Source organism: Nocardioides baekrokdamisoli, from assembly GCF_003945325.1.
Classification (GTDB): Bacteria; Actinomycetota; Actinomycetes; order Propionibacteriales; family Nocardioidaceae; genus Nocardioides; species Nocardioides baekrokdamisoli.
In genome coordinates, this window is the sequence record NZ_AP019307.1 from 1,766,773 (window position 1) to 1,779,541 (window position 12,769).

Annotated in this window: 12 protein-coding genes; 7 read left to right on the forward strand and 5 right to left on the reverse strand. The window is 67.4% G+C overall.

Annotation, left to right across the window (positions count from 1 at the left end; genetic code table 11):
- Window positions 1–49: 49 nt before the first annotated feature.
- Genes KCTC_RS08565 through KCTC_RS08590 form a run of 6 tightly spaced genes read left to right on the forward strand, consistent with a single transcriptional unit; the run spans window position 50 to window position 6,407 of the window.
- On the forward strand, window positions 50–859 hold the full coding sequence (locus KCTC_RS08565; protein WP_125568587.1) for an alpha/beta hydrolase: 810 nt from the start codon (window positions 50–52) through the stop codon (window positions 857–859).
- Entirely contained in the window at window positions 856–1,659 is an 804-nt protein-coding gene (locus tag KCTC_RS08570; RefSeq protein ID WP_125568589.1) for a 1-acyl-sn-glycerol-3-phosphate acyltransferase, read from the forward strand. The genes KCTC_RS08565 and KCTC_RS08570 overlap by 4 nt, the downstream gene beginning before the upstream one ends.
- A complete protein-coding gene (locus KCTC_RS08575; RefSeq protein ID WP_125568591.1) occupies window positions 1,656–3,269 on the forward strand; it encodes an AMP-binding protein in 1,614 nt (537 codons plus the stop codon). The genes KCTC_RS08570 and KCTC_RS08575 overlap by 4 nt, the downstream gene beginning before the upstream one ends.
- Window positions 3,266–4,714 carry a WS/DGAT/MGAT family O-acyltransferase gene (locus KCTC_RS08580; RefSeq protein ID WP_125568593.1) on the forward strand — a complete coding sequence of 483 codons (1,449 nt, stop codon included), beginning with the start codon at window positions 3,266–3,268 and terminating at the stop codon, window positions 4,712–4,714. The genes KCTC_RS08575 and KCTC_RS08580 overlap by 4 nt, the downstream gene beginning before the upstream one ends.
- Window positions 4,711–5,718, forward strand: a complete 1,008-nt coding sequence (locus KCTC_RS08585) for an alpha/beta fold hydrolase (RefSeq protein WP_125568595.1) — start codon at window positions 4,711–4,713, stop codon at window positions 5,716–5,718. The genes KCTC_RS08580 and KCTC_RS08585 overlap by 4 nt, the downstream gene beginning before the upstream one ends.
- A gap of 56 nt (window positions 5,719–5,774) precedes the next feature.
- Window positions 5,775–6,407 carry a TetR/AcrR family transcriptional regulator gene (locus tag KCTC_RS08590; protein ID WP_164512540.1) on the forward strand — a complete coding sequence of 211 codons (633 nt, stop codon included), beginning with the start codon at window positions 5,775–5,777 and terminating at the stop codon, window positions 6,405–6,407.
- A 20-nt stretch (window positions 6,408–6,427) separates the two neighbouring features.
- Here the strand turns inward: KCTC_RS08590 and KCTC_RS08595 are convergent, their stop codons facing one another.
- The gene (locus KCTC_RS08595; RefSeq protein WP_125568599.1) at window positions 6,428–8,113 is read right to left on the reverse strand and encodes a ricin-type beta-trefoil lectin domain protein; all 1,686 of its coding nucleotides are present in this window, start codon (window positions 8,111–8,113) and stop codon (window positions 6,428–6,430) included.
- Window positions 8,114–8,250: 137 nt separating this feature from the next.
- Complete coding sequence (locus KCTC_RS08600) at window positions 8,251–9,027, reverse strand: SDR family NAD(P)-dependent oxidoreductase (RefSeq protein ID WP_125568601.1); 777 nt, start codon at window positions 9,025–9,027, stop codon at window positions 8,251–8,253.
- Between the two features lie 49 nt (window positions 9,028–9,076).
- Between KCTC_RS08600 and KCTC_RS08605 the strand changes: the two genes are divergently transcribed.
- The gene (locus KCTC_RS08605; RefSeq protein WP_125568603.1) at window positions 9,077–9,382 is read left to right on the forward strand and encodes a DUF1905 domain-containing protein; all 306 of its coding nucleotides are present in this window, start codon (window positions 9,077–9,079) and stop codon (window positions 9,380–9,382) included.
- A 9-nt stretch (window positions 9,383–9,391) separates the two neighbouring features.
- On the opposite strand, the gene KCTC_RS08610 is transcribed toward KCTC_RS08605, so the two are convergent.
- The 3 genes from KCTC_RS08610 to KCTC_RS08620 all read right to left on the reverse strand — a co-directional run bounded on the left by KCTC_RS08610 (window position 9,392) and on the right by KCTC_RS08620 (window position 12,651).
- Entirely contained in the window at window positions 9,392–10,432 is a 1,041-nt protein-coding gene (locus KCTC_RS08610) for an LLM class F420-dependent oxidoreductase (protein WP_125568605.1), read from the reverse strand.
- Window positions 10,433–10,510: 78 nt separating this feature from the next.
- Window positions 10,511–12,067, reverse strand: coding sequence for an acyl-CoA carboxylase subunit beta (locus tag KCTC_RS08615; protein WP_125568607.1), 1,557 nt, complete (start codon window positions 12,065–12,067; stop codon window positions 10,511–10,513).
- On the reverse strand, window positions 12,064–12,651 hold the full coding sequence (locus tag KCTC_RS08620) for a TetR/AcrR family transcriptional regulator (RefSeq protein WP_164512541.1): 588 nt from the start codon (window positions 12,649–12,651) through the stop codon (window positions 12,064–12,066). The genes KCTC_RS08615 and KCTC_RS08620 overlap by 4 nt, the downstream gene beginning before the upstream one ends.
- Window positions 12,652–12,769: the final 118 nt, after the last annotated feature.

A 12,769-nucleotide genomic window follows, 5' to 3' on the forward strand; every position in this document is an offset into this window, starting at 1 on the left:
CCGCTCATAATCCTTATCAAACTAGAACGTGTTCTAGAAAGGGGTTGGGGTGTACGACTTTGAGGGCGAGACCGGGCACGGCGGCGACGGGACGATGCCGTCGCGGTCACTGCTGTTGTTGGAGCTTCCGCGCTGGATCGGTGAGTACGCGGCGTCGAGCACGCTCGACCGGGTCCGCCCACGTCGAGGAATCGGCTCTGGCCGCCCTGTCCTTGTGCTGCCGGGATTCTCCGCAACCGATGGAATGACCGGTCGCCTCCGGTCGCACCTCGATCACCGCGGGTTCGCAGCGCACGGGTGGGGCCAGGGCCGGAACATCGGCCTGACCGACACCCTCATCGACGGTCTCCACGCTCGCTTCGAGGACTTGCGCACGCGCTACGACCAACCGGTGAGCGTGGTGGGGTGGAGCTTCGGAGGAGTGCTCGCCAGGCACCTCGCGCACACGTACCCCGACGACGTCCGGCAGATCATCTGCCTCGGCTCACCGTGGCGTCCCGACGGCGAACGTACGCGCGCGACTGCGATGTTCGAGAAGTCCCGCGAGAAGCACGGCATCTCGGACCGGGCGCGGCCGATCGTGGAGCAACTCCGTCAGCCCGTCCCGGTGCCGACCACCGCAGTCTGGTCGAAGAGCGACGGCGTCGTGCCTTGGCGCGGCTGCATGGTGGACGCCTCGTCGGATCCGATCGCCGAGAACATCGAGGTCGTGAGCAGCCACGTCGGCATGGTCGCGAGTCCGCTGACGCTGATGGCGACCGTTGACCGACTCTCACAGGACCCCAACGGGTGGCAGGCCTTCTCGTGGCGAACCTGCGCAAGCGGTCAGGGCGCCCCGCGTACGGAGGTGTCGGCATGACGAGCGCTGAGAACCTCGAGATCCTCGCGCACCGCGACCCGGCGTACGTCGCGAAGTTGATGCCGCTGCTGCGCCTGCCGATGAAGCGGTACTTCCGCTCGCAGGTGCGCGACATCGGCCGGGTGCCAGCCGGCGGAGCACTCGTCGTCGGGAATCACTCCGGCGGGCTGCTCGCGATGGACGTCCCGATCTTCGCGGTCGCCTTCTTCGAGGAGTTCGGAAGCGAACGCCCGCTGTACTGCCTCGCACACGACCTGCTGTTCACCGGCGCGGCGCGCGCGGTCATGCTCCGCTGCGGCTTCGTGCCCGCGACCCGCGACAACGCGCACGCGGTGCTGTCGTCGGGCGCGGTGACCATCGTGTTCCCTGGCGGCGACTACGACGCGTACCGCCCGTCCTCGAAGGCGAACGTCATCGACTTCAACGGGCGCTCAGGCTACGTACGCACGGCGCTCGAGACGGGCGTGCCGATCGTGCCGATCGTCAGCATCGGTGGCCAGGAGGCGCAGATCCACCTCAGTCGAGGCGAGTGGATCGCGAAGCTCCTGCGTCTCGATTCGTTGGTACGCAGCAAGTACTTCCCGATCACGTTCGGATTCCCCTTCGGCCTGACCGCCGCGTTCCCGCCGAACCTGCCGCTGCCGACCAAGATCGTCACGCAGGTGCTCGAGCCCATCGACCTGATGGCGGAGTTCGGGGCCGACCCCGACATCGCTGAGGTCGACGCCGAGATCCGGCGCCGGATGCAGGTTGCTCTGGATCAGTTGGCATCCGAGCGCCGATTCCCGGTGCTCGGATGAGTGCGCCGGGGCGCCTTCGTTCGCAGTTGTGGGCAGCCCGTCAGTTGACGCGCAGCGGCATGCTCGCGCCGCTGCGGCCCGACAAGTACGTACAGATGGCCAAGGTCCTGCGGAACTACGGCCCGCATGCGACCTCCGGCTTCGCGCTGGCCGCGGCGCGGCGACCCGACGGTGTCGCGCTGATCGATGAGCTCGGGTCGCTCACCTGGCGTCAACTCCAGGACCGGGCCGATGCCCTCGCCGCAGGACTCAGCGGACTGATCGAGGACGGCGCGCCGATCGCGATTCTGTGTCGCAACCACCGTGGGTTCGTGGACTCGCTTCTTGCGAGCGCGCGGGTGGGGTCGTCAGCGTTGCTGCTGAACACCGGATTCTCCGGCCCGCAACTGCTGGACGTCATGCGGCGCGAACAGGCTGGCGTCCTGATCTACGACGACGAGTTCGCGGGGGTCGTCGACGCGGTTGCCGCGGGCTTGCCGGAGTTGAAGCTCGTACGTGCGTGGATCGACGGTCCCGGAGAGACCCCGACGGTCGAGGGCCTGATCACGGCGCATGCCGGAGAAACCCCTCCCGTACGCCGCCCCGGCCGGATCGTGCTGCTGACCTCGGGCACCACGGGGACGCCGAAGGGCGCCAGCCGTAGCGGAGGGTCGACCTCGGAGTTGGCCGCCATGCTCGAGCGGATCCCGTGGCAGGCGGAGCAGACGGTCGTTGTCGCCGCGCCGACCTTCCACGCCTGGGGATTCGGACAGCTCGTGATCGCGGCGACGATGACCTGCACGGTCGTGATGCGTCGTCGGTTCGACCCCGAAGCGACCCTCGCTCTCGCCCAGGAGCATGGCGCAGCCGGCATCTCCGTCGTGCCGGTGATGTTGGAGCGGATCATCGACCTCCCGCCGGACGTGCTCGATCGTTACCCGCTGCCGGCGCTCCGATTCGTCTCGGCGAGTGGCTCGCGGATGCGTGCCGATGCTGTCGTCGCGTTCCTCAGGCGCTTCGGCCCGGTCGTCTTCAACAGCTACAACGCGACCGAGGCCGGTCAGATCACGGTGGCATCTCCTGCCGATCTCGCCGAGGCTCCGGACACCGCCGGCCGCGCGGTGACCGGCACGCTGCTGCGCATCCTCGACGATGACGGCCAGGTCGTCGCACCGGGACAGGTGGGTCGGATTGCGGTGCGCGGCGCGTCCGAGTTCGACGGTTACACGTCTGGCGGCAGCAAGGCGTCGGCTGATGGCTACATGATCTCCGGAGACCTCGGCAGGATGGACGACCACGGCCGTCTCTTCGTGGTCGGTCGCGACGACGACATGATCGTCAGCGGCGGCGAGAACGTGTACCCCAGCGAGGTCGAGCGGGCGATCGCCGACATGGATGCGGTACGCGAGGTCGTGGTCATCGGAGTCGACGACGAGGCCTTCGGCCAAAGGCTGGCGGCGTACGTCGTCCTGCACGACGATGTGACCGTGACTGCTGATGCGGTGAAGGCCCACGTCAGGGACCGGCTCGCCGGCTACAAGGTGCCTCGTGACGTGATCGCGCTGGACCAACTGCCCCGCAACGCCTCCGGCAAGGTGGTCGTACGAGAGCTCCCCGGAGTGGTGTCGTGACGACGCCGAATGACCGCAGGCGGATCGTGCGGATGACAGGTGTGGACGCGGGGTTCCTGTACATGGAGACGCCCACGACCCACATGCACACACTCAAGATCGCGATCGTCGAGGCATCCAGCGGGATGACGTACGACCGGCTGGTCGCGGGCACTCTGGCGCGGCTGGATCGACTGCCACCGATGAGGCGGCGGATCGTACCGATCCCGGGCGCACTGAATCACCCAGTCATGATCACCCAGCGCAAGATCGATCCGACGCGCCACTTCTTCCACCACCAGGTCGGTGGGGGCGGATCGATGGCAGATCTGGAGCAGTTGATCGGCGAGATCGCGAGCGTCCCGCTGGACCGCTCCGTGCCGCTGTGGGAGATCCACCTGTGCGAGGGGCTGGCGACCGGCGAGACCGCGGTCGTGTGCAAGTTGCACCACGCCCTCGCCGATGGGATCGCAGCGAATGCGCTGCTCGCCAACGTCATGGATCTCTCCTCCTCGGAAATCAGGCGGGCGGTTTTCACCGACACCGAGGAGGGCCAGGACCTCCCCGATCGCGGATTCCTGATGAGGGGTGCCGTACGCGACGCTGCGAGGCAGGCGCCGTCGCTGCTCGGGCTGGTGCGTAGAACGGTTGCTGCACTGTTCGGCGTGGTCAAGCTCCGACGCTCGTCTACCAGCAAGGTGCCGATGCCGATCAAGGACGCGCCACGGGTGTCGTTCAACGGGCCGCTGACCGCACGCCGGAGCTTCGCCACGGTGAGCCTTCCGCTCGCATCTCTCAAGGATGTACGCAGTGCACACGCGGCCGACTGCGAGGCCACGCTCAATGACGTCGTCCTGGCGGTCATCTCCGGTGCGCTGCGGCGCTGGCTGGAGCATCAGGGCGAACACCCGCGGGCATCGCTGACCGCGGGGGTGCCGGTGGGCCTCGACCCGCGCGACAGCGATCCGCGCCTGTTCGGCAACAACGTCTCGAACATGTTCACCACGCTGGCGACCGACATCGATGACCCCGTGGAGCGGCTCCGGACGATCGCGGAGACCACGCGGGCTGCGAAGGCGATCAGCGCACAGCTCGGGTCGTCCTTCGGGGACTGGTCGCAGTTCGCGATGCCTGGGCCGTTCGCCGCCTTCATGCGTGCGTACACGCGGTTGCGTGGCGCCCGCTTGCACCCGGCCCCATTCTCCGTGATCGCATCCAACGTCCCGGGCCCGCGCGAGCGGGTGAAGGTCGGTGGCGCGATGTTCTCCGACGTCTTCAGCGTCGGACCGCTGATCGAGGGTGTCGGTCTCAACGTGACGGTCTGGTCCTACATCGACCGGATGAATTTTTCCTTGCTCGCGTGTCCAGACCTCCTTCCCGACGTCTATGTACTGGCAGGTTTCTTCCCGGCCGCCCTGGCTGAACTCATGCCCGGGGAGCACCACGATTCGAGGGAGTCAGCATGAGGTTCGAGTTGCTGCGCAGCACAGCCGGCCAGGTCGTCGGCGTGGTCGGCCGAGCCGCGGCCACCCGGCTGCGTGAGTACGTGGAGAGCGCGGCGGACGTCGAGTCGTTGCCGACGATCGACTCGTTGCCGCCGGCCGTGCTCCTCGAGGTGCCCGGGTACGGCCCGATGCACATCGTCGACATCCCGGGTCCGACTCCCGAGGCGCCGACCATCCTGCTGTTCCACGCCATCGGAACCACCGGCTACCTGACCTGGTTCCCGGTCGTCCATCGCCTCGCGGAGAGCCATCGGGTCGTGTTGCTCGACCATCGTTGGCATGGTCGCGGGACAGCGTCGGACGCCTTCAGCCTCGAGGACTGCGCCGACGACGCCGCTGCGGTCCTGCGTCATCTGGAGATCGAGCAGGCGATCGTGGCCGGCTACTCCATGGGCGGAGCCACCGCCCAGATGATGTGGCACCGGCACCCGGACCTGGTCGGCGGTCTCGTGCTGTGTTCGACCTCAGCGCAGTGGAGCCACAACCGGCTCGACCACGGCTTCTTCACGGTGCTCGGCGTCCTGAATCGCACCGTTCTCGGCGGCGCTGCCGGTCACGTCCAGGCGTACCAGGAACGGCAGGCCGAGGCTGACGAGGCCGTGACGGACATCGTCGGGTGGTGCGTACGCGAACTCCGCAGCACGAGTCTGTGGGCCTTCTCGGGTGCGTTGCATGCCCTTGGCGTCTTCGATTCCACGGGCTGGCTCCCCGACGTCGACACCGCGACTGCGGTGGTCATCACGACCAAGGATCGGGTGATCCGGCCTCAGCATCAGCGCGAACTGGCTGCGGCAGTCCCGGACGCGACCGTCTATGAGGTCGCCAGTGGTCATGCTGCGCTGATGTTCGCCAGGGACACCTGGCAGGCGGCCTTCCTCGCTGCGGTCGCTGACATCACCGAGGTATCGGCTCTGTCCGGACGTACGTCAACCCGGTACGCGACCTCCGGCAGCGCCAGCCAGTAGCTGCGTCAACCCGCGCCACCGCGGGCGAGCAACCGTTCATGTGTCACTATCCGCACATGAGCGAGGGAGTCATCGGCGCGCGGCCGTACGGGGGCGTTTCTGCCGAATCGCGTACCGCTGAACGCAGGAAGCGGATGATCGCGGCGGGCGTCGAGGTCTTCGGCAGCGTCGGCTACCGAGCTGCCACGCTGGCTGCAGTCTGCGCGGAAGCGGGGCTCGCGAAGCGCTACTTCTACGAGTCCTTCGAGACCATGGAGGACCTGCTCGTCGCGGTGTACGACCACGTCCTTGCCGACCTGCGCCAGCGGGTTGCAGAGGGTGTCGCGGAGGCTTCGGATGGCCTCGCGGTGGTCACCGGCGCCCTTGACGGGCTCTTCGCCTGGGTTGAGGACAACCCGCGTGCCGGCCGGGTCCACCTCTTCGAGGTGCTCGGCGTGAGCCCCCGGGTTGACGCCGTGTATCGAGCGGCGACCCGGGAGTTCGCCGATCTGCTCGTGCTTGTCCTTCAAGCGACCGAGCCCACGATCGCCCTGACCGAAGGTCAGCAGAAGACCCTTGGCATGGCGATCGTGGGCAGCGGCCTGCAACTTGCTCAGGACTGGGTGCTCGGAGAGTTCCACCCGAGTCGTGCGGAATTGGTCGAGGACGCCCGAGGGCTCCTCGTCGCCCTGGCGACAGGTGGCGCCTGAAGGCGCCACCTGTCAACGGGTCAGGCCTCTCCGTACCACCACTTCTGGTTGTCCGTACCGCCGCAACCCCAGATCAGGAGCTGCGTACCGTTGGACTGGCCACCGCCGTTGGCGTCGAAGCACGCGCCCGTGGCGTCGTTGATGATCTGCTGACTGGCGTTGAGCGTCCACCGCTGCAGGCTGTTGTTGGCATCACAGTTCTGCATGATCACGCGCGTGGCCCAGGCCGTGGAGTTGTTCTGCAGCCCGAAGCACAGGCCGGTCTGGCTCCCGGTGCCGTGCAGTTGCCGTGCGGTCAGGTCGTAGGTGAAGTTCTGGTTGCCGCCCCCGTTGCAGTCGTACAACTCCAACACCGATCCGCTCGACGAGGAGTTCCCGGGTACGTCGATGCAACGACTCGATTGCGGTCCACCGATGTTGAACAGGCGGTGCGGGGGCTGGTAGCCCGCCGCGTACGTGCTCGAGAACGTCATGTTCGGCTCGCCACCGGCGTTGTTGCCCCAGGCGTACGAGGGCTGGCACCAGCCACTGGTCGGGCTGCCGTTGTTCCACGCCTGGCGCAGGCAGTTGCGCAGCGCCAGCTGGCCCCAGTAGTTCGGGTGCAGGGACTCCTGGATGAAGAAGTCGCTGTTGGACGCGGACACCGTGTGGATCTGGTTGATCCACTCCTCCTTGGCCGAGGCCAGCGGGTCCTGCCACGGGCTGCTGTAACCCATGTTGTCCGCCAGGTCGACCCCACGCTGACACAGCCGGTGGTTGTCCATGGCGTGGTCGAGGTAGAGCCGCTTCAGGTTCGGCAGGTTGGCAGCGTCGGCCGCAGCCCACACCGTGTTGTTGATCATCGGCAGCATCACGTTCGCCGCGTAGTTGAGGTCGCCCTTCCAGAACCCGCAACCGCCGGTGCTCTGCGCGGTGTAGCCGGAGTCGCCGTAGCGAGCCTCGGTCGAGCGCTCCAGCGGCATGGGGTAGTCCTGCAACATCAACGTCCACTGCGAGGAGGTGTAGCCCGCGTTGGTCATGGCGGTGTTGATGTTGAGCAGGGCGTCGCGGATCCGGTCGCGGATCGCGTTGGCGTTGGTCTGGTTGATCCGCGACGTCGTGGTGTTGTCGTCGTAGCAGTAGTCGGGCGACGAACTCGGCGAGTAGAGGAAGTCGGTCACACAGTTCTGGACGATGTCAGCGAAGCCGAAGTCGTTGCCGCCGATGCTGAGCACGACCATCGTGACGTTGTGGCCGGCCGCGAAGTTCTGCAGCATCTTGGCCTGGCCCTGGTGGCCGCTGCCGTCATCGTAGAAGTCGATGCCGGGCTTGAAGTTGTTCTTGCTGTCCCAGTGGGTCGCGGTCGTCGCCCCCGAGCAGGCGAGGTTCTGGCCGTACGTACCGCCGCCAGCGGTCCGGTCGAGGTAGATCTCGGCCGAGCCGGAGCGGTGACACCGGGTGATGGTCTCCGCACTGTGGTCCGGGGTGTCGTTGTACGCGCCGCTACCGAGGGCGTCGATCGGCGGCTCGTTGGTGCCGCTGACGTTGCCGGCCCAGCGGCCGGCCTCACCGGAGATGTAGGAGTCTCCCAGGGCCACTGAGTAGGCGGTCCCGCTGCCCGGACCGTCGGCGTGCGCAGCCGGAGCGGCGACAAGGCTGAGACCCGACGCCACCATCGCAACCGCGGCTGCGACCCTGAGGCGTCTGTGCGGACGAAGAACTGACATTGAAGCACCTTCCTGAACTGATCCCCCGCGGTCGCATTCTGCGACCAGCCGGACTCAGTTTGGAGTAGAAAGGTGTGATTGGGAACACATTCGGGCAACGAATTCATGAACCCCGGGCTCGACGGCCCCTTCGTCGCCTACTTCGGAGGCAGCCGCGCACCGCCGTCGACGCGTACGACCTCGCCATTCATGAACGAGTTCGTCAGCAGTTCGACGGTCATGCTGGCCAGCTCACTGGCGCTGCCGAGACGCTTGGGGAAGAGGACGTTCTGGGCGAGGTTCGCCTTGAACGCCTCCGCCGGCTCACCCTCTCCGTAGATCGGGGTGTCGATCAGACCGGGCGCGACGGTGTTGACCCGGATACCGGTGGCGGCGAGGTCGCGCGCGATGGGCAGTGTCATTGAGACGATGCCGCCCTTGGAGGCCGAGTACGACGCCTGGCCGATCTGGCCGTCGAACGCCGCGACGCTGGCCATGTTGACGATGGATCCGCGCTCGCCGGACTCGAGAGCGTCGTGTCGGCTCATGGCGGTGGCCGCGATCCGGATCGCGTCGAACGAACCGACGAGGTTGATCGCGATCACGTCCTGGAACGCCTTGAGGCTGTGCGCGGAGGCGTACGTGCCGTCGCGACCGATGGTGCGCTGCGCCCAGCCGATGCCGGCCGAGTTCACCAGGATCCGCAGCGGTGCCAGCGCATCCGCGGCCTCGACAGCCGCCTCGATCTGCTCGGTCTTCGTCACGTTGACCTCGACGAAGGCGCCGCCGACCTCAGCCGCGAGGGCGGTGCCCTTCTCCACATTGAGGTCGGCCACGACCACCTTCACCCCGCGAGCAGCGAGGGCGCGTACGACCCCCTCGCCGATGCCCGATGCTCCACCTGTGACGACGGCGCTTGCGCCTGAGATCTCCATGGTCCGCAGACTAGAACAGGTTCTTCGGACAACTGGGCAGAATCACCTCATGGGTCCGACCGTGTATGCCTTCGAAGCCGAACTCTGGCGCTGGCGCCCGGAGGAGGGTGGCAGCTGGTTCTTCGTCAGCGTTCCGTTCGAGATCGCCGACGAGATCGACGAGACCTCCGGCCCCAAACGGGGCTTCGGGAGCGTACGCGTCGGGGTCACGGTCGGGAGCGTGACGTGGCGTACGTCCTTGTTCCCCAGCAAGGAACACAAGACGTACGTCCTCCCGGTGAAGGCGGCAGTACGCAAGGCCAACGATCTGGCCGAGGGCGACCTCGCGAAGGTACGACTGACCCTCGTCGATTGACGTCGGGGGTCAGCCCCCGATGAGTTCCTTCATCTTCGCCACCAGCGCGGGGGCGTCATCGGCAGCCGGGGTGATCTGCAGGTTCGTGACGCCGCTCTCCCGGAAGGCTTCGATGCGCTCCTTCACGTACGACTCCGGCCCGACCAGGTTCATCGCCTCGAGGAAGTCCAGCGGGATGGCCGCCTCGGCCTCGCGCTTCTTGCCGTCGAGGTAGAGGTCCTGGATCTCCTTGGCCTCGGCCTCGTACCCGTAGGAGACGAAGAGATCGTTGTAGAAGTTCTTGCCGCGAGCGCCCATGCCGCCGACGTACAGCGCGACCAGGGGACGGGCGAAGTCGAGCAGCGACTTGGTCTCAGGTCCTTCGCCGATCGCGCACATGCCGCCAGCGACGACCTCGAGCGGTGCCAGGGCGTCGGGCCGCCTGGCCGCTCCGAGGGCCAGCGAATCTCCCCACACCTGCGAGGCGCGCTCAGGGTGGTAGAGGAACGGCAGCCAGCCGTCGGCGTACTCGGCCGCTCCCTCGACGGACTTGCCGCCGAGCGCGGCGACGTAGAGCGGGACCGAGGAGCGCTGCGGGTGGACGAGGATCTTCAGCGCCTTGCCGAGGCCGTTGCCGCCGTGCTCCTTGGTGAGCGGGAGGTGGAAGATGCCGTCCGACGTGAGGGGTTCGCGACGCATGCCGCTGCGGATGATGTCGATGACCTCGCGGGTACGCGCGACCGGGGTCGCGTACGGCAGACCGTGGAAGCCCTCGATCACCTGCGGGCCTGAGGCGCCGAGGCCGATGATCGCGCGACCGCCGCTGACGTTGTCGAGGCCGGCCGCGGTCTGCAGCAGCGCGCCGGGCGTACGCGAGTAGACGTTGAGGATCGCCGACCCGATCTCGATGGTCTCGGTCTTGGCGGCCAGATACCCCATGAGAGTCGGGGAGTCGAAGCCGTACGCCTCGGCGACCCAGATGGTGTCGAGGCCGGCCTTCTCGAGGGAGGCGACCTGGTCGGCGGCGTCTCGGGGATTGCCGGCGTACATCAGTGCGCTGGAGAGTTTCATGTCGGGATCGTCCTCACGATTGTCACTGGCAGTGATGCTGTCAGCATCCTGCACAGTTGTCGGATGTGTCGACTGCGGTCAGATTGGAGAGATCGTGCGGCGCCGCCCCGGCACCCGTTCCGGCCGCCGTCGCGGTGTTCGGGTCAAGGTCTCGGCGATCAACGCTCGCGTGTGCGAGGGGAGTACTACGTCGTCGATGCCGAAGCTGTCGGCGGCGATGAGCGGATCGATGTTCGCGCCGAAGAGCTTGATGAGCTCTGCGCGCCGTGCGGCGGGGTCGGCCGCCGACTCCCAGTCACTACGGAACGCCAGATCGACCGCGCTCTCGACCGGGATCGCGCAGATCTCGGCCGTCGGCCACGCCAGGGAGAGGGTCGCCCCCAGCGACCGTCCACCGCCCATGACGACGTACGCGGCGCCGTACGCCTTGCGCATCGTGATCACGATCAGCGGCACCGTCGCGATTGACAGTTCGTACGCGAGCCGGCCGCTGCGGCGGGCAAGGCCGGTGGCCTCGGCCTCCGGGCCGACGAGGAAGCCGGGCATGTCGATCAGGTTGACGATCGGAAGCCCGAAGGTGTCGCAGATGGCGATGAAGTGGGCGGCCTTCTCGCACGCGAAGACGTCGATGGCGCCCGCGCTGAACTGGGGCTGGTTGGCGACGAAGCCGACGGCGCGACCCTCGACGCGGCCGAAGGCAGTGACCATGTTCCGCGCCCAGTCGGGCTTGATCTCGAAGACGGTCTCGTCGTCACACAGGCCTTCGATGACGTCCCGGACGTCGTACGCCTCGCGCGTGTTGGCCGGGACGATCGTGTCGATCTCCTCTGCCGTCCCGCCGAGGACGAAGGGTCCGACTGCGGTGTTCGGGTCGCCGTCGCACCATGACGGCAGGTAGGAGAGGTAGAGGCGGATCGCGTCGAGCGCCTCCTGCTCCTCGTCCACGACCAGGTCGACGATGCCGCGGGAGGCCTGGAGGTCGGCGTCCCCGAGTTCGTCGTTGGTGACGTCGAGTCCGGTGCCGGCCTTGACCAGGATGTCCGAGGACATTCCGATGTGGGCCGCCTTGCGCCGGATGACGACGAAGTCGCAGCCGGCCGCCATGTTGGCCGGGGCGCCGAAGCCGGGGCCGAGGAACGCCGCGATCGTGGGGACATAGCCGTTGAGGTCGCCGAGTTGGATGAATACGGGCGCGCCCGGAGCGGCCAGACGGGAGTCGAGCGCCTCCTGCATCCGGTGTCCGCCGCCGTCCATGATTGCGATGAACGGGATCCGGTCGATCAGCGCCCGCTCGGCCATCCGGCCGAGTTTGGCGTTGCCTGCGGCACCCTGGCTGCCGCCGAGCACGGTGAAGTCGAACGCTGCGATCGCGACCGGGCGGCCGTCGACGTACCCGATCCCGGTGACGATGCCGTCGGCCGGCGCGACCAGCGGCGGTGCGCCGTTCTGGCTCGGTCCCGGGCCGGCGAGGCCACCGAACTCGGTGAAGCAGCCGCCGGTGAGGTACGCGATCCGCTCGCGAGCGGTCCATTTGTCGCGTTCGTGCTGCTTGGCGATCTTGTCCGCGCGAGCCTCGTCCGTGAGGGCCGCGTGGGCAGCGACGATGCGCTCGTTGAGCTCGTGGGAGGTGGTCATGAGAGTGCCTTCAGGAGGAGGGGCTTCATCTGGGTCCAGGCGTAGTCGATGCCGGTGTCGCCGTAGAGCGCGCGCCGCATCGCCAGGCCGCGCATCGACGCGACCGCGAATCGGGTGCCGCGGATATCCTCCTCGCCGACCGCGCCGGAGGCGAGCTCGGACATGAGGGCCAGGGCCTCGCGGTCGATGTTCTCCTCGACGCGCAGCAGGTGGTCGCGCAGTTCGGGGTCCGTACGCGCTGCATTCCACAGCTCGAGGGCGACCAGGAACGTCGGGCCGCGATAGAAGGACCAGCCGATGTCGAGGGCAGCGTCGAGGCCCGAACGGGGGTGCTCGACGAGTTCTGCGCGCATCGCCGTGATCCGCACGTCCGCGAGATGGTCGACCGCCGCAGCGACGAGCGCAGACTTGGTGCCGAAATGGTGCAGATGAGTGCCGACCGAACGGCCCGCGCGTTCGCAGATGTCGGCGACTGACAGGTTTGCGTACCCGACCTCGTCGAGGAGCTCGAGCGTCGCGCCGATGAGCGCGGTGCGGCTGGCGTCGCGGCGCTCGTGCTGCGTACGCCGGGGCGCGGAGGTCACGGTCACATCTCCTACGATAACAACAATCCGATACGTACGTAATGTTTTGTGAATGGTGGAGTGTCATGCGGCACAGGCGACTCGTGACACCTGTCATGGAAGAGTGAGCGGACGCTCA